This is a genomic window from Caulobacter sp. DMC95, from assembly GCF_056313785.1.
Genome location: NZ_JBQUZP010000007.1, coordinates 193,648 through 214,920 on the forward strand (window position 1 = coordinate 193,648; position 21,273 = coordinate 214,920).

At 66.8% G+C, this 21,273-nt stretch carries 20 protein-coding genes and 1 tRNA gene; 18 read left to right on the forward strand and 3 right to left on the reverse strand.

The window, feature by feature from the left end; genetic code table 11:
• The first annotated feature begins 31 nt into the window (after positions 1-31).
• Positions 32-1,534 (forward strand): GH39 family glycosyl hydrolase, encoded by a 1,503-nt coding sequence (locus ACT53N_RS16635; RefSeq protein ID WP_476064984.1) that lies wholly within the window; start codon positions 32-34, stop codon positions 1,532-1,534.
• 17 nt (positions 1,535-1,551) lie between these two features.
• On the opposite strand, the gene ACT53N_RS16640 is transcribed toward ACT53N_RS16635, so the two are convergent.
• Positions 1,552-1,794, reverse strand: coding sequence for a helix-turn-helix domain-containing protein (locus tag ACT53N_RS16640; RefSeq protein ID WP_476064932.1), 243 nt, complete (start codon positions 1,792-1,794; stop codon positions 1,552-1,554).
• Between the two features lie 317 nt (positions 1,795-2,111).
• Here ACT53N_RS16640 and ACT53N_RS16645 point away from each other — a divergent pair, with 317 nt between their 5' ends.
• Positions 2,112-2,789 (forward strand): FadR/GntR family transcriptional regulator, encoded by a 678-nt coding sequence (locus ACT53N_RS16645; RefSeq protein ID WP_476064933.1) that lies wholly within the window; start codon positions 2,112-2,114, stop codon positions 2,787-2,789.
• On the opposite strand, the gene ACT53N_RS16650 is transcribed toward ACT53N_RS16645, so the two are convergent.
• Complete coding sequence (locus tag ACT53N_RS16650; protein ID WP_476064934.1) at positions 2,760-3,350, reverse strand: gluconokinase; 591 nt, start codon at positions 3,348-3,350, stop codon at positions 2,760-2,762. The two genes, ACT53N_RS16645 and ACT53N_RS16650, sit on opposite strands and share 30 nt — an antisense overlap.
• A gap of 168 nt (positions 3,351-3,518) precedes the next feature.
• Between ACT53N_RS16650 and ACT53N_RS16655 the strand changes: the two genes are divergently transcribed.
• The 4 genes from ACT53N_RS16655 (at position 3,519) to ACT53N_RS16670 (ending at position 12,195) form a co-directional block, all read left to right on the forward strand.
• The gene (locus ACT53N_RS16655; RefSeq protein ID WP_476064935.1) at positions 3,519-6,530 is read left to right on the forward strand and encodes a glycosyl hydrolase family 28-related protein; all 3,012 of its coding nucleotides are present in this window, start codon (positions 3,519-3,521) and stop codon (positions 6,528-6,530) included.
• 186 nt (positions 6,531-6,716) lie between these two features.
• The gene (locus tag ACT53N_RS16660) at positions 6,717-9,665 is read left to right on the forward strand and encodes a TonB-dependent receptor plug domain-containing protein (RefSeq protein ID WP_476064936.1); all 2,949 of its coding nucleotides are present in this window, start codon (positions 6,717-6,719) and stop codon (positions 9,663-9,665) included.
• Positions 9,666-9,860: 195 nt separating this feature from the next.
• Positions 9,861-10,892 carry a LacI family DNA-binding transcriptional regulator gene (locus tag ACT53N_RS16665; RefSeq protein WP_476064937.1) on the forward strand — a complete coding sequence of 344 codons (1,032 nt, stop codon included), beginning with the start codon at positions 9,861-9,863 and terminating at the stop codon, positions 10,890-10,892.
• 10 nt (positions 10,893-10,902) lie between these two features.
• Positions 10,903-12,195, forward strand: coding sequence for an MFS transporter (locus ACT53N_RS16670; protein WP_476064938.1), 1,293 nt, complete (start codon positions 10,903-10,905; stop codon positions 12,193-12,195).
• A gap of 187 nt (positions 12,196-12,382) precedes the next feature.
• On the opposite strand, the gene ACT53N_RS16675 is transcribed toward ACT53N_RS16670, so the two are convergent.
• Positions 12,383-12,457, reverse strand: a tRNA-Thr gene (locus tag ACT53N_RS16675).
• Between the two features lie 90 nt (positions 12,458-12,547).
• Between ACT53N_RS16675 and ACT53N_RS16680 the strand changes: the two genes are divergently transcribed.
• The 12 genes from ACT53N_RS16680 to ACT53N_RS16735 all read left to right on the forward strand — a co-directional run bounded on the left by ACT53N_RS16680 (position 12,548) and on the right by ACT53N_RS16735 (position 21,241).
• Positions 12,548-12,997 (forward strand): hypothetical protein, encoded by a 450-nt coding sequence (locus tag ACT53N_RS16680; RefSeq protein ID WP_476064939.1) that lies wholly within the window; start codon positions 12,548-12,550, stop codon positions 12,995-12,997.
• 97 nt (positions 12,998-13,094) lie between these two features.
• Positions 13,095-14,384: a UDP-N-acetylglucosamine 1-carboxyvinyltransferase gene (murA, locus tag ACT53N_RS16685; protein WP_476064940.1), complete on the forward strand. Its 1,290-nt coding sequence runs from the start codon at positions 13,095-13,097 to the stop codon at positions 14,382-14,384.
• A gap of 2 nt (positions 14,385-14,386) precedes the next feature.
• Positions 14,387-14,827 (forward strand): DUF2948 family protein, encoded by a 441-nt coding sequence (locus ACT53N_RS16690; protein ID WP_476064941.1) that lies wholly within the window; start codon positions 14,387-14,389, stop codon positions 14,825-14,827.
• Positions 14,828-15,014: 187 nt separating this feature from the next.
• Positions 15,015-15,209 carry a hypothetical protein gene (locus tag ACT53N_RS16695; RefSeq protein ID WP_476064942.1) on the forward strand — a complete coding sequence of 65 codons (195 nt, stop codon included), beginning with the start codon at positions 15,015-15,017 and terminating at the stop codon, positions 15,207-15,209.
• A 118-nt stretch (positions 15,210-15,327) separates the two neighbouring features.
• Complete coding sequence (locus tag ACT53N_RS16700) at positions 15,328-16,794, forward strand: NCS1 family nucleobase:cation symporter-1 (protein WP_476064943.1); 1,467 nt, start codon at positions 15,328-15,330, stop codon at positions 16,792-16,794.
• Between the two features lie 45 nt (positions 16,795-16,839).
• Positions 16,840-18,126: a histidinol dehydrogenase gene (gene hisD / locus ACT53N_RS16705; RefSeq protein ID WP_476064944.1), complete on the forward strand. Its 1,287-nt coding sequence runs from the start codon at positions 16,840-16,842 to the stop codon at positions 18,124-18,126.
• A gap of 21 nt (positions 18,127-18,147) precedes the next feature.
• Positions 18,148-18,627 (forward strand): UPF0262 family protein, encoded by a 480-nt coding sequence (locus tag ACT53N_RS16710; RefSeq protein WP_310212612.1) that lies wholly within the window; start codon positions 18,148-18,150, stop codon positions 18,625-18,627.
• Between the two features lie 2 nt (positions 18,628-18,629).
• Positions 18,630-19,088, forward strand: a complete 459-nt coding sequence (locus ACT53N_RS16715; protein WP_476064945.1) for an arsenate reductase/protein-tyrosine-phosphatase family protein — start codon at positions 18,630-18,632, stop codon at positions 19,086-19,088.
• A gap of 96 nt (positions 19,089-19,184) precedes the next feature.
• The gene (gene infA, locus ACT53N_RS16720) at positions 19,185-19,403 is read left to right on the forward strand and encodes a translation initiation factor IF-1 (protein WP_004617696.1); all 219 of its coding nucleotides are present in this window, start codon (positions 19,185-19,187) and stop codon (positions 19,401-19,403) included.
• Positions 19,404-19,410: 7 nt separating this feature from the next.
• Positions 19,411-20,016 (forward strand): Maf family protein, encoded by a 606-nt coding sequence (locus tag ACT53N_RS16725; protein WP_476064946.1) that lies wholly within the window; start codon positions 19,411-19,413, stop codon positions 20,014-20,016.
• Positions 20,013-21,071: a ribonuclease E/G gene (locus tag ACT53N_RS16730; RefSeq protein WP_476064947.1), complete on the forward strand. Its 1,059-nt coding sequence runs from the start codon at positions 20,013-20,015 to the stop codon at positions 21,069-21,071. Before ACT53N_RS16725 ends, ACT53N_RS16730 begins: the two co-directional genes overlap by 4 nt.
• Positions 21,068-21,241, forward strand: coding sequence for a DNA gyrase inhibitor YacG (locus tag ACT53N_RS16735; RefSeq protein WP_310212600.1), 174 nt, complete (start codon positions 21,068-21,070; stop codon positions 21,239-21,241). Before ACT53N_RS16730 ends, ACT53N_RS16735 begins: the two co-directional genes overlap by 4 nt.
• The last annotated feature ends 32 nt before the right edge of the window (positions 21,242-21,273 follow it).

Sequence of the window (21,273 nt, forward strand, 5' to 3'; positions counted from 1 at the left end):
TGTCGTGGCTGGCCTGTCCAGTCTACCGGTCGTGGCTAACGCCAGATCTCGTGAGCGTGTCATCAGCATCGATGCGCGCAAGGTGGGCGGGCCCGTCGATCGCTTCTTCGATCTCTCGATCGGATCCGACTATCCCGGCACACTGATCCGCGACGACAGCCAGGCCCAGCTGAAGACGACCGTCGACGAGCTGGGATTCCGCTACATCCGCTTCCACGCGATCTTCCACGACGTGCTGGGTACGGTGAAGGTCGAGGGCGGCCGGATCGTCTACGACTGGACCAAGATTGACCAGCTCTACGACGCGCTGCTGGCCAAGGGGATCAGGCCTTTTGTCGAGCTAGGCTTCACGCCTGAGGCGATGAAGACCTCTGACCTGACGATCTTCTATTGGAAGGGCAACACGTCCCATCCAAAGCTTGGACCCTGGCGCGACCTGATCGACGCTTTTGTCCGCCATGTGCGCGATCGCTACGGTGTCGAAGAGGTGCGGAGCTGGTTCTTCGAGGTCTGGAACGAGCCAAACCTCGACGGCTTCTGGGAGAGGGCGGATCAGGCGGCCTATTTCGAGCTCTATGACGTCACCGCACGCGCCATCAAGGCGATCGATCCATCCTTGCGCGTGGGTGGTCCCTCGACAGCGGGAGCCGCTTGGGTTCCGGAGTTCCTGGCCCATGTGAAGAAGAGCGGCTCTGCCGTCGATTTCGTCACCACCCACACCTACGGCGTCGATGGCGGCTTTCTCGATGAGAAGGGGGTGCAGGACACCAAGCTCTCGCCGTCGCCCGACGCGGTGGTGGGCGACGTGCGGCGCGTCCGGGAACAGATCGAGGCCTCGGCCTTCCCAGGTCTGCCGCTGTACTTCACCGAATGGAGCACCAGTTACACGCCACGAGACAGCGTCCACGACAGCTATGTGAGCGCCGCCTACATCGTCGAGAAGCTGCGGCGGGTTAAGGGGCTGGTCCAGGGGATGAGCTACTGGACCTACACAGACCTTTTCGAGGAGCCGGGGCCGCCGACCGCGCCTTTCCAGGGTGGGTTCGGGCTGATGAATCCGCAAGGAATCCGAAAGCCGTCCTGGTTCGCCTACAAGTACCTGAACGCTCTGAAGGGGCGGGAGTTGGCGTGCGAGGACGACCAGGTCTTCGCTGCGCGAGACGGTGATCATGTGACCGTGCTGGCCTATGCGTGGCGACAGCCCGACCAGAAGGTCAGCAATCGGCCTTTCTACACGCGGCTTCATCCCGCTGCGGATATCGAGCCACTGAAGGTCCGGCTGACGGGCCTCAAGCCAGGGCGTTACCAGCTTGGGGTGCGCCGCGTCGGCTATCGGCGCAACGACGCCTACAGCGCCTATATCGAGATGGGGTCGCCCACCACGCTCACGGTGGCGCAGCTCCAATCGCTGCAGGCGTTGACCGAGGACCGGCCAGAGGTCGATCGGGGGCTGCGTGTTTCAGGAAGCGCCGTCGTCGAACTGCCTATGCGGGCCAACGACGTCGTTCTCATCGAGCTCCGTCCAGTGGGCTGAGGCGTCGCGCCAGTCAGCTAGTTACCTGTGCGCAGCGCCTGGATGGCGAGGGCCGCCTGTGTCCGATTGTGGACATTGAGCTTGCGCATCAGCGCCGTCATGTGCGCCTTCACCGTGGCCTCGGCGATGCCAAGATCGAAGGCGATCTGCTTGTTCAGCAGGCCTGAGTTAACGCCTTCCAGCACCTTCAACTGAGTGGGCGTCAGCCCGCCCAGCGCCGAGCTCATTTCCCGATCAGTGGCGCGGACTTCCGTTGTCATTCCCGAACCCCTCTGTCTCAACCCCAAAGCCGCCCGAGGGCGCGACGCCCGCTAATTTTGATCGCCGCGCTGTGCTGGCGAGTCCGGGTCGTATGGTCGGATCATTGCCTTATCTGTCGGACAAGTTCAAGAGATTTTGGAAATGTGCACGTGAACATCCCGCCTTAAGTCAAAAAAGTTCAAAACCTGTCATACAGATTTTGCGCTGAACCGACTGGCGATCGTGTCGCGCATTGAACCAGAGGCGCTGAAGCAGGCATCTGCGCTTTGCCTAGGCGTCGAACCGCCCGATGGTGAAGGGGACTGGAGGTCGAGGCATGAACGAAGGGCGTCTGGCTGATCGGGCCTACACAGGCATCGTTGAGCTGATTAATCGCGAGGGTCTGGAGGCCGGCGATCGCCTGCCGTCGGAAGCGCGCCTGGCGGAAATGTTCGGCATGTCCCGCACCGTGGTCCGTGAAGCCCTGGTGCGCCTGGCGGCCGACAGCATCACCGAGGCGCGGCGCGGCGCGGGCTCCTATGTCAAGAACCGGCCGTCAGACAAGCTTGGCGCCTACATGCCGCTATCGGAGTTGCCGGCCACCCTGGGCAGCTACGAAGTGCGCTTCGTGCTTGAAGCCGAGGCGGCGCGACTGGCCGCTGTGCGGCGCTCCGCTGAGGAGATGGGGTTGATAGAGGCGGCGCTGGAGGACCTTCGCGCGGCTCTGCTATCCAGCGCGCCCGCTCACGCCGAAGACATGGAACTGCACCGTCGCATCGTTCGGGCGACAGCCAATCCGGCGTTTCTCGTCGCTTTCGAGGCGCTGGCGGCCGATGTGGACAAGATCATGCGGGCCGGCGTGGATATCTCCCGCTCGCGGCCGCCGGAGGCGATCAGCGAGATGATGCGCGAGCACGAGATGATCGTCGAAGCGATCCGGGCTCAGGATGGGGACAGCGCGGCGCTGGCTATGCGCTGGCACCTGTCACGCGGGCGAAAGCGGCTGATGCCGTAAGGCGGACGACGAGTGAGGCGCCGAGCGACTGTCCGCCAGCCAGGCCTCGACTCGATCGCACAGTTGGTCCGGCGAGGCGATGGTGTCCGCCCTGAGAACGGGCTCGTCGGCTTCTGGGCGCTCCAGCGTCGCCAACTGGCTGTCGAGCAGGCTGGGCGGCATGTAATGCCCGGGGCGCTGGGTCAGTCGGCGCAGCAGCTCGTCATGGCTCGCTTCCAGCAGCACAAACCGGGTGGGGGCGCCGATGGCCGCCGACAGCCGCTCGCGATAGCTTCGCTTCAAGGCTGAGCAGGCCGCCACCGCGACGCCGCCGGCGTCTACCGCTCCGCTGATGGCTTGGCCCAGCCGGTCCAGCCACGGCCAGCGATCGTCATCGTCCAAGGGCCGGCCGGCTCGCATCTTGGCCACCGCGGCGGGCGCATGAAAGGAGTCGCCCTCGAGAAAGGGACAAGCCAGCCGCTGCGCCAGTAGGGCGCCGAAAGTCGATTTGCCGCTGCCGCTCACGCCCATGGCGATGACGGCGAGGCCAGGCGGCGCAAACAGGGGCGAAGGTGTCGGCAAGCGGCGTCCCTGAGGCTGCGGGGCGACTGACGTGTCAAGCAGGAGACACGCAAGGATCGGTCATCGTTTCTACCCACGCGTCAGCGGCGCGTAACTACGACCATGGTCGAGGATGGTGGGCGCCGCCCCGCGCTCTATCACTCGCCCAGGCAGTTTTTGGGGTGCGAGATGAGAGCGATCCTGTTGGCGGCGATCCTGGCGACCGCCAGCCCCACGGCCCTGGCCCTCGCGGCGGATTCCGCCTTTCCCATCGCGCCCGACGAACCGCGCGCCATCACCGTCAAGGCGGTGGGCGATGGCCGGGCGGACGACACTGACGCTATCCAGAAGGCGCTGACGGCCGCGCGCGACGCGACCGGGCACGGCCTGGTGCTGCTGCCCTCCGGGCGTTACCGGCTGACCCGTAGCCTTCTGGTCCCGCCGGGTGTTCGCGTGTTCGGCGTCGGCCCCACGCGCCCGGTCTTGCTGCTCGGCGACAGGACGCCCGGGTTCCAGGAGGGCGTGGGGACCATGGTCATTTTCACCGGGGGCGATCAGTACGCCGTGGGCGACATCCCTGTGCCCGTCCCGACCGCTCGCCCAGTCGGCGCCAAGGTTCGCGACGCCAATTCGGGGACCTTCTATTCGTCGATGAGCAACATCGACATCGAGATCGGCCAGGGCAATCCTGCCGCCGCCGGAGTGCGGTTCCGCATGGCTCAGCACGCCTTCCTGAGCCACATGGAGTTCCGGATCGGATCGGGTTTCGCCGGCGTCTACCAGGCGGGGAACGTCATGCAGGACGTTCACTTCCGGGGCGGGCGGTACGGCATCGTCACCGAGAAGACCTCGCCGGCCTGGCAGTTCACCTTGATGGACGCCACCTTTGACGGCCAGCGTGACGCGGCGATCCGCGAGCATGAGGTCGACCTCACCTTGATCAATGTCGCGATCAAGAACACGCCCGTCGGGATCGATATCGACCGGGGCTACAGCGATAGCCTTTGGGGCAAGAACGTCCGCTTCGAGAACGTGTCCAAGGCCGGCGTCGTGATCTCCAGCGAGGACAACGTCTTCACCCAGGTCGGCTTCGATAACGCCGTCGCCGCCAACACCCCGACCTTCGCTCGCTTCCGCGACAGCGGCCGCACCGTCGCCGGGAAGGGAAGGGCGTATCGGGTGGGGTCCTTCACCTACGGCCTGACTTTGCCGGGCCTGGGCCAGATGGGCGAGTACAAGACCCTCGCCGACATCGCGCCGCTCAAGGCGCTGCCCCCGGCGCCGGCGGTCGCCTTGCGCGCGACGCCGCCGATGCGTGAGTGGACCAACGTCAAGACGCTGGGCGTGAAGGGCGACGGCGTCACCGACGACACCGTCGCGCTGCAGAAGGCGATCGACAGCCATCGGGTGCTCTATCTGCCGTTTGGCTTCTACAGGGTGACGGACACCCTGAAACTACGGCCCGACACCGTGCTGATCGGGCTGCATCCGGCGCTGGCCCAACTGGTCATTCCCGACAGCAACCCGCGCCACGCAGGTGTCGGCGCAGTATTGCCGATCCTGGAAAGCCCCAAGGGTGGCGACAACATCGTTTCGGGGATCGGCCTGTTTACGGGGCGCATCAATCCGCGCGCCTCGGCGCTGCTCTGGCGTTCGGGGGAGAACTCGCTGGTCACCGACGTGAAGATCATGGGCGGCGGCGGCACGCCCACCGCCGATGGCAAGCCGTTGAGCGCAGCCCAGGCGCGCAGCGGCGACCCCGTGGCCGACGGGCGCTGGGACGCCCAGTATCCCAGCATCTGGGTGACCGATGGCGGCGGCGGAACCTTCGCCAACGTCTGGAGCCCGAACACCTTCGCCTCGGCGGGTTTCTACATCAGCGACACCAAGACGCCGGGTCGCGTCTATGAGGTGTCGGTCGAGCACCATGTCCGCAACGAGTTCGTCCTCGACAATGTGGAGAACTGGGAGTTCCTGGCGCCCCAGACCGAACAGGAAGTCGGCGACGGCCCGGACGCGGTGTCTCTGGAGGTGCGCAATTCGCGCAACATCCTGTTCGCCAACTATCACGGCTATCGCGTGACGCGGTCCTACCATCCGGCCGAGACGGCGGTGAAGCTGTTCAACTCGACGGACATCCGCTTCCGGAATGTCCATATCAACGCCGAAAGCGGGATCGCGCTGTGTGACGAACAGGGCTGCGGGACCTTTCTGCGCGCGAGCAAGTTCCCGTTTGAGAACGCCATCCAGGACAAGACCCGCAAACTGGAAGTGCGCGAGCGCGAGTTTGCGGTTCTCGATGTGACCGGCGACCCGGCCCCCGCCGCCGCGCCTGCCGCTGATCCGCGCGTGAAGAGGCTGGAGACCGGCTTCTGGTCGATTTCCGGCGCCGCCACCGGACCCGACGGCGCGCTGTACTTCATCGAGAAGCGCTTCCAGCGAATCTACCGCTGGACGGAGGCCAAGGGGCTGGAGATCGTCCGCGACCATTCGCTGGATCCGACCAACCTGGCGGTCGATCGCACCGGCAATCTCTTCGTCGTCTCGTCCTACGGACCCGACGCCAGCGTCTATTCGATCGACCCGCGCGGCCCCAACGAACAGATCACCATGATTGCGCCGGCGCCGTGGAGCGCTGGGGCGGAGGCGCGAACCCTGTTGCCCGTGAATTGGTGGAACAACGGCGAGTTCCGGGATCAGTACGATCCGGCCACGGGCCAGTTCACGACGCTGGCCGAGATGTTCACGCGGGATGTCGGAACGGCGAAGGCCAAGGCCTATGTCTCGCCCGACGGCAGCCTCGTTCTGCCGGCTTTCCGTGTCTGGAAGCAGGGGCCGATCGATCATGTCGGCTGGCGCTGGTCCGACTCGTTGCAGGCGCATGGCCTGATCGCCGGCGCCGTCGGCGAGCGGGTTTTCGTGACCAATGCCTCGGAGAACAAGACCTACAGCGGTACGGTCGCGCCCGGAGGCGCGCTGGTCGATCTGCATGTCTTCGCCAACCGAGGCGGTGAGAGCGTCGCCGTTGATGGAGCCGGCAACGTGTTCGTCGCCAACGGCCAGATCTTCCAGTACGCGCCGGACGGCCGGGAGGTCGGGCGAATTGATGTTCCAGAGCGGCCTCTGCAACTGATCTTCGGCGGCAAGGACAAGCGCACGCTGTTCGTCCTCACGCATCATTCGCTCTACGCCATCCCCTAGCCACCGAACGGACTGAAAATGCTGCTACGCTTCTGGATTCCCTCGGATTCCGGAGGTTGGCGCATGCCCGCGAACCTGCTCGGAAGGCCTACGACCATGGTCGTATAGTTAGCGGTCACATCGTCTGACACAGTCCGCCTCAGATCATCGAACGATGGTCTCAACAAGAAATTGGGAGGTTTCAGGATGAGTGCTGTCGGTAGCACGCGAGTGGCTTCAGGCTTCATGAGCGCCTTGCTCGCGACCAGCGCGTTCGCGACGATCGTGGCGGCGGGTTCGGTGCAGGCCCAGGAGGCTCAGGCGCCGGCGGACAGCGCCAACTCGGTCGCTGAAGTCGTCGTGACGGGCACGCGGATCCGGTCGACCGGCTTCACCGCGCCGACGCCGACCCAGGTGATGGGGCAAGCCGATCTCGAGCGCGCCGCCCAGCCCAACATCTTCACCGCGATCACCCAGCTTCCGTCGCTGCAGGGCTCGACAGGCGCCACCACCGGCACGTTCAGCACGTCGAGCGGACAGCAGGGCTTGTCGTCGTTCTCGCTGCGCGGCCTTGGCACCATCCGCACCCTGACGCTGCTGGACGGCCAGCGCGTGGTGCCCGCCAACGTCACCGGCGTTCCCGATATCAGCCTGTTCCCGCAGCTCCTCGTCGAGCGCGTCGACGTGGTGACCGGCGGCGCCTCTGCCTCCTACGGCTCGGACGCCGTCGGCGGCGTGGTCAACTTCATCACCAACAAGCGCTTTGTCGGGTTCAAGGCCAACGCCATGGCGGGCGTCACCACCTATGGCGACAATCACCAGTGGCTGGCGCAAGTTGCCGCCGGCAAGTCGTTCATGGACGATCGCCTGCACGTCCAGGTCAGCGGCGAGTATGACTGGGAGGAGGGCGTTCCCGCCGGGGGCTTTGGCGAAGACGCACCGGGCAGCCGCGACTGGTACACGACCGCCACCCTGATCAATCGCGGCGTCACCAATGACGGCTCGCCACAGTATCTCTACCGCGAGCACGCCCAAGCCTATCAGTACACCAAGTACGGCCTGATCAGCGCCGGCCCGCTGCAGGGCACCGCTTTCGACCAGGCGGGCAATCCCTTCACGTTCCAGTATGGCGGCGGCACGCCGTCCAAGGCCGCCAACGGCGCGGTGATCGGCTGCTTCTCGTCCGGCGGCTTCTGCATCGGCGGCGACCTTTCGGGCAATGTCGGCATCGGCACCTCGTTGCAGTCGCGCCTGAAGCGGATGAACAGCTACGCCCGCATCGGCTACGATCTGGACGACAACAACCAGATCTACGCCACCTTCAACGCCGCGCGCGTCGAGAGCATGAACCAGCCCAATCCAGGCGCGGCCACTACGGGCCTGACGATGTCGTGCTCCAACCCGTACCTGCCGGCCTCGATCGTCGCAGCCTGCGCGGCCAATGGGATCACGACCTTCACCTTCGGCACCAGCAATGCTCTGTTGCCGCGCAACATCAACGTCCACCCGACCCGGACACAGTATCGCGGCGTCATCGGCGCGGACGGCAAGTTCAATGCGCTGGGCAAGGAATGGCGCTACGACGCCTACTACCAGCACGGCGAGAACACGACGGACATCCGGGTCCGCGACATCATGCTGAACGCCCGCTACCGTCAGGCCATCCAGGCGACGACGATCGGTGGTCAGATCGTCTGCGCCGATCCGGTGGCGCGCGCCAACGGCTGTGCGCCCATCAACATCTTTGGCGGCAAGCCGCCCAGCGAAGCCGCGCTCGCCTACATCACGCCCAAGAACGGCCCCTACCAGCACTCGGTGCAAAAGCAGGACGTCGCCAGCATCAACTTCAGCGGCGAGGCGTTCCAAGGCTGGGCCGGGCCCATCTCGCTGGCCTTCGGCGCGGAGTGGCGGCAGGAGCAGTATCGTGTCAAAGGCGACCCCTACGGCGACGGCGCTGCGGACTCCCCCTACAACGCCGACTATCCGGCCGACCCGATCCTGAACGTCGCGGGGGCCAACTGGTACGCCGGCAACTATCACTCGGGCGCTGGCAAGTACTCGGTGAAGGAAGCCTACGCCGAAGTGAACATCCCGCTGGTCAATTCCGAAGCGGCGGGCAAGGCCAACCTGAACATGGCCGGTCGCTGGACCGACTACAGCACGTCCGGAACCGTCTACACTTGGAAGGTTGGCGGCACCTGGGACACCCCCATCGACGGCGTGCGCCTGCGGGCCGTCACCTCCCGCGACGTCCGGGCCCCGAACCTCTCGGAGCTGTACGCCGCGCCGGTCACCACCACGCTGCCGAACTTCACCAACCCGTTCACCGGCGGGGCTCTCTTGGTTCTGCAGAACGTGGTCGGCAACCCCGACCTTAAGCCCGAGATCGCCAAGAACTTCACGATCGGTGCGGTGCTGTCCAATCCGCAGTGGCTGCCCGGCTTCAGCGTCTCGGTCGACTGGTACAACATCGTCCTGAACGGCGGCATTTCGAGCCTGGGCGCGCAGCAGATCGTCAACTTCTGCCATTCGGGCCTGAGCCAGTTCTGCGGCGCCTTCAACTTCACGCCGGCGGCGGGGACGCCCTACGTCAACGCCCAGGTGTTCAACCTCTCCTCGATCAAGACCAGCGGCTTCGACATCGAAAGCAGCTACCGGTTCGAGCTGCCCAACGTTCCGGGCCGCTTCACGGTGCGGGGTCTGGCGACGAACACCCACAAGTTCGTGACCAACCCGGGCATCCCGGGCGCCATCGCAACCGACACAGCGGGACAGAACTCCGGCGCCACGCCGGACTGGAAGTTCCTGGCGATCCAGTCCTGGGAGAACGACAAGTTCGCGCTCAGCGTCCAGGAGCGCTGGTTCAGCGACGGCACGTTCGGCAACCAGTATGTCGAGTGCAAGGCCGGCAGCTGCCCGGTCTCGACGGTCAACCGGCCGACGATCGACTACAACCGCATGAGCGGCGCGACCTATGTCGACGTCAGCGCGTCGTACAAGTTCGGCAACGGCGTGCAGGCCTACGCGAAGGTCGACAACCTGCTGAACCGCGACCCCACCCCGTCGCCGCAGACCAACACCGGTCTGGACGCCAATCCGGCGCTCTACGACCTGCTGGGTCGCTTCTACCACGTGGGCGTCCGCTACGCCTTCTAAGACGTTCAGGGCCGTCCGCCTTCACCTCCCCTGGGCGGCCTCGCCCGGATCCGATCGACCTGTATCGAGCGTGGTCCGGGCGCCTTTCTTTGCGCTAAGGATTCCCCGGCCGTTCGCGGTTGGGGAAACCGAGGTTTGAATGACGATTCTGGTGACCATGGGGGCCAACGGCCAGCGCATCGCCGAGGTGACGCCTTGAACCGCCCGGAGCGTGTTCGCGGCGCGACCATGGCTGATGTCGCCGCGCGGGCGGGCGTGTCGCGCATGACCGTTTCACGGGTCCTCAATCACGAGGCCAAGGTCCGTGAAGACACCCGCCAGGCTGTGCTGGCCGCGATCCGCGACCTGAACTTCCAGCCCAATCTCACCGCTCGCAATCTCGTCATGGACGGCGAGCTGCGGATCGGCGTGGTCTACTCCAATCCCAGCGCCGCCTTCATGAGCGATTTCCTGATCGGCGTGTTCGAGGAGGCCACGAGCGCCGGCGCGCGCCTGATTCTCGTGCGGGGCGAGGATGGTCATCCGCCCTCCGCGCCCGAACTGGAGCGGTTGCTGAGCGCCGGCGTTCAGGGCGTGGTGCTGGCGCCGCCGCTGGGCGAGTCTGGCGTGGCATGCGGAATACTCCGCGCGGCGGGGCTCCCCATCGCGGTGGTGGCCGCCGCCCGACCGGTCGCCGACGCCATCAATGTGCGCATTGACGATCGCCAGGCCAGCCAGACGATGACGGCGCGCCTCCTGGCGCTCGGGCATCGGCGCATCGGTTTCATCACCGGCAATCCGGACCAGACGGCGAGCGCCGAGCGGCTGGAGGGCGCGCGGGCGGCGATCGCTTCCGTTCACGGCGCCGAACTGATCGTCGCCCCCGGCGGGTTCACCTACGCCTCTGGGCTGGGCGCCGCCGAGGTCTTGCTCGACAGCGCCACGCCGCTGACGGCCATCTTCGCGAGCAACGACGACATGGCCGCCGCCGCAGTCTCGGTGGCGCATCGTCGCCACCTCGACGTGCCATCCGACCTGACCGTCGTCGGCTTCGATGACACGACCGTGGCCACCACGCTCTGGCCGCCGCTGACGACGATCCGCCAGCCGGTTCGCCAGATGGCCGCTGTGGCCTTGGATCGCCTGATCCGCGCGCTGCGGTCGGATGACCCCGTCTCAGCCGACCACATTCTCGACCACCAGCTCATCGAGCGCGAGTCCACCGCGCCGCCCCCCGCCGTTTCTTAGGAGATCATGGATGTCCGACCCCTCCAGCGACCTGGAGCGCGCCACCGTCGGGCGCGTCACGCGGCGGCTGATGCCGCTATTCTGCGTGATGTATCTGATCGCCTATATCGACCGGCAGAACGTCTCCTACGCCAAGCTCGACATGGTCGCGGCGCTGGGGCTTAGCGAGGCCGCCTATGGCCTTGGCGCGTCGCTGTTCTTCATCGGTTACTTCCTCTTTGAGGCGCCGTCGAACCTGATTCTGGCGCGGGTGGGCGCTCGCGTCTGGTTCGCCCGGATCATGTTCTCCTGGGGGCTGGTCACCCTGGCGCTGGGCTTCACGCAGAATGCGGCGATGTTCTACGTGCTGCGCTTCCTGCTCGGGGCGACCGAGGCCGGATTCTTCCCGGGCGTCCTCTATGTTCTTACGCTCTGGTATCCGCAGGCGCATCGCGCCCGCATGGTCGGCCTCTTCATGATCGCTTCGGCCCTGGCCAACGCCGTCGGCGCGGCGATCGGCGGCCTCCTACTCGGCATGGACGGCTTCCTGGGCCTGGCCGGCTGGCAATGGGTCTTCCTGGTCACGGGTATGCCGGCGGTGCTGCTTGCGCCCTACGTTCTGTGGCGCCTGCCCAACGGTCCCGCCGAGGCGCGCTGGCTTCCCGACCAGCAGAAGACCTGGCTAGCCTCAGCGCTGGCGGCGGAACGCGGCGGCGAAGTCGATGACCATCGCGGCGCCTGGAAGGCGATCTTCGACCCGCGCGTCCTGCTCCTAGCGGGCCTCTATATCGGCATGCCGCTGGGCGCCTATGGTCTCAGCTACTGGCTGCCGACGATCGTGAAGTCGTTTGGCGTGTCGAACACCGTCAACGGCTTCATCAACGTCATCCCCTGGCTGTTTGTCGCCGTGGCGTTGTGGTTCGTGCCCCGCCACGCCGCGCGGCATGGCGCCAGCGCCTGGCATATCGCCGGACCGGTCTTGCTCGCCGCGGTGGCCTTGAGTCTCAGCGTCATCGTGCCGGGCCCAGCGTTGAAGTTCGCCATGCTGTGCATCGCCGCGCCAGCGATCTTCGCCGCTCAGCCGGTCTTCTGGAGCCTGCCGCCGAGCTTCCTCAGCGGGCCCAAGGCGGCGGCGGGGATCGCCGCGATCAACGCCGTGGGCAATCTGGGCGGCTTCATCGCGCAGAACCTTGTGCCAGTCGTCCGGGACGCCACGGGCAGCAACCTCGCGCCTATGCTGGCCCTGGCCGCCGTGCTGCTGGTCACCAGCATGCTGATCTTCGTCGCGATGGCGAAGCTGAAGCGATCAGGTCCGTTGGGATAGAAGCCATCTCCGCCTGACGTTGGACAACTCGCAATCAAGTCGCGGTCGCCCTGGCGGCCGCGACCTTTCGGCGTGTCGACGGCCGAGAGTCAGCACAATCCCTAAAGCGGGGCTGCGGTATTTTCTGGAAAAGGGGATCTCGTCGGAATGGCGGGGACCCAAGCAACGAAGCTTGCTTGGGTCCCCATGGTGCCGCCGGGCAGGATTGAACTGCCGACCTCAGCCTTACCAAGGATGCGCTCTACCACTGAGCTACGGCGGCGACGAGGAGGGGGCGTATAGCGAGGAGAATCGCGAACGCCAAGCCCAAAATCGTCTTGACCGCAGAACTTTGTCGCCGCACCCCCGGAACATGCCGATCGACGACGACAAGGCGGCTCGCGAAGCCAAGCTGGCTGAAGCCCTCCGAACCAATCTCCGCAAGCGAAAAGCCGCGGTCCGCAAGGATTCTGGCGGCGAGGACGCGGCCGTGGCCGCCGCAGAGGCCGCGCCGCAGCCGTATAACGATGTTCGAAACTTGCTGGGGATAACTCATGGCTCCGGTGAGCGGCGGACGCTGACCCTCGCGCTGTCTGCGCCGTTCCCGAACCCGGCGGGGGAGGGGTGGGCGGTGGCTGTGCGCCTGTCGGGGGATGGCGGGCAGTTCGACACTCCCGCTGGCAAGGCGGCGTTCGGCGCAGATGGCCTCGCGGCGCTGCGGAAGGCGATCGATCTGGCGCAGGTGGCGATCGACCTCGCCAGCACGACCCACGCACTGTTCTGGCCTGACGAGCGTCCCTACGATCTCTCGGCGCCGATTTAGACCGTCAGGGCCTTGCAAGCCCTCTTGCAACGGATAGAACGCGCGCCTCACATGTGGACCGCGCGGCGTCCCCACCCCGCGCGTTCGAGGGACCTTAATGGATCGCATCGCCATCATCGGCGGCGCGCAGTTGAACGGGACGATCCCGGTCAGCGGCGCCAAGAATTCGGCCATCAAGCTGATGGCGGCCAGCCTGCTCACCGACGAGCCGCTGCGCCTGACCAACATGCCGCGCCTGGCCGACACCCGCTTCCTGGGCAAGCTGCTGACGCGGCTGGGCGTGCAGGTGACCGAGAGCGACGGTCCGGACGGTCAGCAGACCCTTCTGCATGCGCCCGAGATCACCAGCGGCTTCGCGCCGTACGATCTGGTCCGCCAGATGCGCGCCTCGTTCAACGTTCTGGGTCCGCTGGTGGCGCGATCAGGCCAGGCCAAGGTTTCGCTGCCGGGCGGCTGCACCATCGGCGCGCGTCCGGTCGACCTGCACCTGCAGGCCATCGAGGCGCTGGGCGCCAAGATCGACCTGCACGAAGGCTATGTCTACGCCCAGGCTCCCCGCGGCCTGAAGGGGGCGGAGATCACGTTCCCGTTCGTCTCGGTCGGGGCCACCGAGCACGCCATGCTGGCCGCGGTGCTGGCCGATGGCGTGTCGGTGATCCATAACGCCGCCTGCGAGCCGGAGCTCGTTGACCTCCAGGAATGCCTGAACGCCATGGGCGCCAAGGTCGAGGGCGCTGGCACCCCGACCGTGACGATCACCGGCGTGCCGCGTCTGCACGGCGCCACCCACGCTGTGATCCCCGACCGGATCGAGATGGGCACCTACGCCGTTGCGGCCGCCATGGCGGGCGGCGAGGTCCGCCTCAGCAACGCCCGACCGGGCCTGATCGACGCCCTGCTCGACAAGCTCAAGGAGGCGGGCGCCGGCGTCGAGGAGACGGCTGACGGCTGCATCATCCGCCGCGACGGCCAACGCCTTACCGCTGTCGACATCGAGACCGCGCCGTTCCCCGGCTTCGCCACTGACCTGCAGGCCCAGTTCATGGCCCTGATGACGACGGCCAAGGGCGAGAGCCGGATCCGCGAGACGATCTTCGAGAACCGTTTCATGCACGCGCCGGAGCTGATGCGCCTGGGCGCCGACATCTCGGTGTCGGGCGGCGAGGCCCGCGTGCGCGGCGTCGAGCAGCTGGAAGGCGCCGAGGTGATGGCCACCGATCTGCGCGCTTCGGTGAGCCTGGTGATCGCCGGCCTCGTCGCGCGGGGTGAGACCACGGTCAGCCGGATCTATCACCTGGATCGGGGCTTCGAGCGTCTCGAAGAGAAGCTCGGCGCCTGCGGCGCTCAGGTCCGTCGCATCAAGGGCGACGGCGAGGCGGAACTCTGATCATGTCCGAGGCCGCCAAGCCCTTGCGCCTGCTGGCTCAAGACGCCGACGACCTGAGCGTCCTGTCGGCCGCCCTTCAGGACGCGATCGCCAAGATCGGCGACATCCGGTGGGACGCCCAGGCGCGCACCCTGACCATCGCCTGCAACCGCTTCCGCTGGGAGGCTCGCAAGGGCAAGCGCGGGGAGCGGGTGCGCTCCGCGCTCCAGTTCGGCGACGTGACAAGCGTCCAGGCGCGCAACCTGCGCCGCGACGCTAAGGGGGCAGTGGTCGAGCTACTGTCGATCGGCTTTGAGCCTGCGGAAGAAGCGCCTGCAGGCGTCGTCACGCTGACCTTCGCGGGCGGCGGAGACATGCGGGTCACAGTCGATTGCCTCGACGTGGCGCTGGCGGATGTTTCCGACCCCTGGTCGACGTCCCGGACGCCGGGCCACACGGACTGAGGGCCCTTGAATTAGGCGCCTGCTCAAACCTTGAGCGGCGCCATTTTTCTGATCTTTCCAAGGGCAGGGGCGGCGCCGGAGATTCGTCCCACGCGCTAGTGATCGCACGGCCAATTCGCGTAGCGAGCGAGCGGTGTTAACCTTACGCCACGCGTCCAAAAGAGGCGCGAACGTCAGGGAGGCCCTCATGGCCAGGAAGACCGCCTACTCGATGGGCGAAGCCCAGTCCGTGTTTTTCCGCGCGTGCGACATCACCAAGCCCGAACCACCGGTGCTTCGGCACGGCGGTCCCTGTTTCGACTGGGGCCGAGCCACCTTGGTCGTGCTGGGCTTTGTGTTCTGCGCGGGCCTCGCGACGCTGGCCTACGCGGCGCTGAGCTAGCGGATCGCCAAGTAACGCTGCTCTCTCGATTGCCAGCGCGCGCGATCCGCCCGTAAGGTCGGGTCGCGCCGTGGCGGGGGCCGGCGCGCTGGGACGGATCGCACCCGCGGAGAGCGGCATGCGCGCGCCCGACAGCGACCTCTGGAACGAAGATCTGGCCCCGACCACCGAAGCGCAGCGCAACTGGCGTTGGTGGCACTTTGCGGCCCTCTGGTTGGGCATGGTCATCTGCGTGCCGGCCTACATGCTGGCGTCTGGCCTGATCGAGCAGGGCATGTCGGCCTCGCAGGCCGTGCTGACTGTCCTGCTCGGCAATGTCATCGTCTTGGTTCCCATGTTGCTGATCGGCCACGCCGGGGCGCGCTGGGGCGTGCCCTACGCTGTCCTCGCCAGGGCCTCTTTCGGCTGGAAAGGCGCGCGGATCCCGGCGGTGGCTCGGGCGATCGTGGCCTGTGGCTGGTACGGCATCCAGACCTGGATCGGCGGCGGCGCGCTGTTGACCCTGCTCGGCGTCATTGTAGGGCGGAAGCTGGAGGGCGCGCCCTTGCCGGTGCTGGGCATCGGTGTCGGCCAGCTTCTCGCCTTCTTCGCCTTCTGGGGCGTGCAACTGCTGTTCGTCACCAAGGGGCTGACCGCGATCCGCCGGCTGGAAACCTGGACCGCGCCGATCAAGATCCTGATCTGCGGCCTGATGGTTTGGTGGGCCGTCGACAAGGCTGGCGGCCTGGGTTCGATCCTGCACCAGCCGTCGGCCTTCGCGGACGGCGGGGCCAAGGCCGGCCAGTTCTGGACGGTGTTTGCGCCCGCACTGACGGCTATGGTGGGGTTCTGGGCGACCCTGGCCTTGAACATCCCCGATTTTACGCGGTTTGCTCAGCGGCAGTCCGATCAGATCATCGGCCAGGCCGTGGGGCTTCCCGTGCCGATGGGCCTGCTGGCCCTCGTCAGCGTGGTGACGACCTCGGCGACCACGATCATCTTCGGCAAGGCGATCTGGGACCCGGTCCAACTGGCGGGCGACATCGGCGGGATCGCCGTCGTGGTTGGCCTGCTGATCATCAGCCTCGACACGGTCTGCTGCAACATCGCCGCGAACCTGGTGGGGCCCGCCTACGACTTCTCCGCCCTCTGGCCTAGCAAGATCAGCTATAGGATGGGCGGCTGGATCACCGCCGTCATCGGGGTCCTGATCATGCCCTGGAAGCTGCTGGAGACCACCCAGGGCTACATCTTCACCTGGCTTGTCGGCTACGGCGCGCTTCTGGGACCGATCGCCGGCATCCTGATCGTGGACTACTGGATCGTCCGCAAGGCCCGGTTGGCGGTCGATGACCTCTATGTGCGGGAGGGCGTCTACGCCTATCGGGGCGGCTGGAACATCGCCGCCGTCGTGGCGCTGCTGCTGGGCGTCGCGCCCAATCTGCCGGGGTTTCTGGCCGCCGCCGCGCCGCACCTTTTCGCCGGTATCGGGAGCTTCTGGACGGGGCTCTACACCTACGCTTGGTTCGTGGGTCTGGCCATCGCGGCGCTTGTCTACGGGCTCCTGATGCGGCGCGCCGCGACGCGCGACCCCGCCATTCCGTAGGCTTTCGGGCTTGCCTTGGTCGGAAAAAGCCGCATCTAGCAGGCCATGCGCCGCTTCTTGTTCTCCGACCCCGATTTTCAGACCGCCTTCAAGGCTTTCCTCGACGAGCGTCGCGGCTCGCCGGCCGATGTCGACGCCGCCGCTGCAGCGGTGTTGGAAGCGGTTCGCACCCAGGGGCTCGAGGCGCTGCTCGACTACAGCCGGCGTTTCGACAAGGTCGAGCTGACGGCCGAGACGATCCGCGTGACCGCCGAAGAAATAGAGGCCGGCGCGGCCGAGACCCCGGCGGACGTCCGCGAGGCCATCGCCTTCGCCGCCGCCCGTATCCGCGCCTATCACAGCCGCCAGCGTCCGGCCGACCAGGCCTGGACTGACGAGGCCGGCGTCGAGCTCGGCTGGCGCTGGACCCCGCTGGAGGCCGTCGGCGTCTACGTGCCCGGCGGCCGCGCGGCCTATCCCTCGACAGTGCTGATGAACGCCGTTCCGGCCCAGGTCGCCGGCGTTGACCGCATCGCCATGGTCACGCCGCCCGGCAAGCTGCAGCCGGCCGTGCTGGCGGCCGCCAAGGAGGCTGGCGTCACCGAGATCTGGCGTGTGGGCGGCGCCCAGGCCGTCGCGGCGCTGGCGTACGGAGCCGGCCCCATCCAGCCGGTCGATAAAATCGTCGGTCCCGGTAACGCCTATGTCACCGCCGCCAAGCGCCGCCTGTACGGCGTGGTGGGCATCGACGCGCTGGCCGGACCGTCCGAGATCGTCGTGGTCGCCGACAGCAACAACAACCCCGACTGGATCGCGGCGGACCTGCTCAGCCAGGCCGAACACGACCCGGCCGCCCAGTCGATCCTGATCACCGACGACGAAGCGTACGCCGCCGCCGTGGAGCAGGCCGTCATCGCACGTCTGCAGACCCTCGCCACCGGCGAGGACGCCGCCGTCTCCTGGCGCGACCACGGAGCCGTGATCATCGCGCCGCTGGACGAGAGCCCGGCTCTGGTCGACGCCATCGCGCCCGAGCATGTCGAGTTCGCGCTCGACAACCCCGAGCGCCTGTCCAACCGCGTGCGCCACGCCGGCGCGATCTTCCTGGGGCGCCTCACGCCCGAAGCGATCGGCGACTATGTCGCGGGCTCCAACCACGTGCTGCCGACCAGCCGCGCTGCGCGCTTCCAGTCGGGCCTGTCGATCTACGACTTCATCAAGCGCACCTCGATCGTGAAGTGCGATCCGGCCTCGTTCGCCATCCTGGGGCCGCATACGGTGGCCCTGGCCCAGGCCGAAGGCTTGCCCGCCCACGCCCTGTCGGCGTCGGTGAGGTTGCCAAGCGGCGCCTGACGCGCGAACCTCCCGCGCCAGATGAGCACCGACGCCCGCGCCACCCAACGGATCAAGTCGATCGAGATCGACGAGGACAGCCTCGCGGCCGCGTCGCGCGACCAGGAGCAGGAGCGCCAGGTCGCGATCTTCGACCTGCTTGAGGGCAACTATTTCGAACCCGTCGAGGCGGGCGAGGGCCCCTATGACGTGCGACTGTCGCTGATCGAGAATCGATTGGCTTTCGATATCGCCGGCCAGGGCTACGAGCGCCGCCACCTGCTGTCGCTTTCGCCGTTTCGCGGCGTGATCAAGGACTATTTCCTGATCTGCGACAGCTACTACTCGGCCATCCGCAACTCCTCGCCGCAGCAGATCGAGGCCTTGGACATGGGGCGGCGCGGCCTGCACAACGAGGGTTCGAACCTTTTGCGCGAGCGCCTGGAGGGCAAGGTCAAGACCGACCTTGATACGGCGCGGCGTCTCTTCACGCTGATCTGCGCGCTGCACTGGCGGGGCTGACCGTGCCCCAGTCGTTGCCGGACGCGGTGCTGTTCACCTGCAACTACAACCGCGTGCGCTCGCCGATGGCCGAGGGGCTGTTCAAGCGATTCTACGGCACGCGGGCCTTCGTCGATTCGTGCGGCCTTAAGTCCGATCCGGCCGGGGAGGGGATCGATCCCTTTGTCGTGGCGGTCATGGACGAGCTTGGCCTGGATGTCTCCGACCACAAGCCCAAGACCTTCGCGCAGCTGGAGGACGACAGCTTCGACGTCGTCGTGTCCCTGACCCCAGAAGCCCAGCATCGCGCGGTAGAGCTCTCCCGTGATCGGTCCGTCGAGATCGAGTACTGGCCGACCCACGATCCGACCCTCGCCGACGGCTCACGGGAGGCGCGCCTGGAGGCCTATCGCGAGGTTCGGGACGCCCTGGCGGCCGCCATCAAGCAACGTTTCGGCGCGCCATCGACGTTTGGGGGGTAATTGCGTTATAGAGGCGCCTCGCCGCGATCGGCCCCGCTCTGACTCGATGTCAAAGCGGCGCTCGCGGCTATTCGATTCGTCCCTTTGAGAGGCCTGATGGCTAAGGAAGAACTGCTCGAGTTTCCCGGTACGGTCAGCGAACTGCTGCCGAACGCCACGTTCCGCGTGAAGCTGGAAAACGACCACGAGATCATCGCTCACACCGCCGGCAAGATGCGCAAGAACCGCATCCGCGTTCTGGCGGGCGACAAGGTCCTGGTCGAAATGACCCCCTACGACCTGACCAAGGGCCGTATCACCTACCGCTTCAAGTAAGACGCCGATGGCTTCGACGACGGCTGCCCCCGTGGCCGCCGGGCCGGCGCTGGTGCTGGCCAGCGCGAGCCCCCGGCGCCTCGACCTGCTCGCCCAGGTCGGCGTAACGCCCGACCGGGTTGATCCCGCCGACATCGACGAAACTCCGCTTCGCGACGAGACCCCGCGCCGCCATGCGCTGCGCCTTGCGCTGGAGAAGGCTCAGGTCGTCGCCGCCCGCGCGCCGGATGATTTTGTCCTGGCGGCCGATACGGTCGTCGCCGTCGGGCGTCGCATTCTTCCCAAGGCCGAGACCGAGGCTGACGTCCTCTACTGCCTGAAGCTGCTTTCGGGCCGGAATCATAAGGTTCTGACCGGTGTGGCGTTGATCGCGCCGGATGGTCGCACGGCCACGCGCCTGGTCGAGACCAAGGTGGGCTTCAAGCGCCTGTCCGACGCCGAGCGCGACGGTTATGTCGCCAGCGGCCAGTGGCGGGGCAAGGCGGGCGGTTATGGCGTCCAAGGCCTGGCCGGCGGTTTCATCACTGACCTGCAGGGCTCCTATCCAAGCGTCGTCGGCCTTCCCTTGTACGAGACGCTCAGCCTGCTCTCTGGCCTGGGTTACCGCTCATGAGCGCAAAGGCCCCCACCGTGCGTCGCGCCTACCTGTATAAGGGCGTTGGCGAGACCGTCGGCGTGGTGACGCTTGACGGCCGCCCCGAGCGGCTGATGGTCGAGTGGCCAGGCGACGATCCGCTGGACGCCGAGGGCGTGCGGGGCGTGGCGAGGGTGCGCAAGATCGAGAAGGCCTTCGCGTCGGCCTTCGTACAATTGCCCGGCGGTCAGGACCTGATCCTGCCGCTTCGTCCCGACATGCCGGCCCTGATCGAGGGCGGTGTGGTCGAGATCGAGATCAAGACGCCTTCGCGCGCGGACAAGGCGGGCGTCGCGCGGTTCGTCGCCGAAGGGCAGGGCGAGCCGAGAATTCTGGCCCACGCCGCCTCGATCGAGGAGCGGCTCCACCAGTTTGTGAAGGCGGGGTCTCCCACCACCGGTGACAAGGCCCTGCTGGCCGTGGAGGAGGCTGAGGCGGACGCTCTGGCCACCGTGTTCAGCTTACCGGGCGGCGGAGACATCGCCGTCGAGCCGACGCGGGCTCTGACCGCCATCGACGTCGATCTCGGCGCGCGCGAGGGCGCGGACTCCAAGCGTGCTGCGCGGTTGGCCAACATGGCGGCGGTGAACGTCGCCGCGCGGGTGCTCCGACTCAAGGGACTCGCCGGAATCGTCGTGTTCGATCTCGTTGGCCGAGGACATGACGCCCAGGCGCTGACCACGGCGGCGCGCAACGCCTTCGCTCCGGACAATCCGGGGGTGGGAATCGGCGTCGTCAGCAAGTTCGGGACGCTTGAGATGATCGTGCCCCGGCGATCCCCACCGATTCTCGATCGACTGCTCGACGGCGGCGGCGCTCATCCCAGGCACATGGCGCGGCGAGTCGCGCGGGCTCTGGAGCGCGAGGGCCGCGCCGACCCGGGCGGGCGCCTGACGGCGCGTTGCGCGCCCGCTGTCGCGGCTGCGTTCCTGGCTGAGCTCGACCAGGGCCTGGCTGAGCGCCTTGGGCGGCGGTTCAGCATCGAATCCGTTGCGGGCTGGTCTGCGGACCGATTTGAGGTGTCAGCCCAATGAGCGCGAAATGTCCGATCTGCGCCAAGCCCGCTGATTCCGCGTTTCGTCCCTTCTGCTCGAAGCGCTGTGCGGATGTGGATCTGCAACGCTGGCTGAGCGGCCGCTACGTAGTGGCTGGCGGTGAGGATGACGAGGAAAATCCGCCATCCCCAGACATCAACAGGGAATGATAAAACGGCGCTGGACTTCCTTTCGCGCCTCC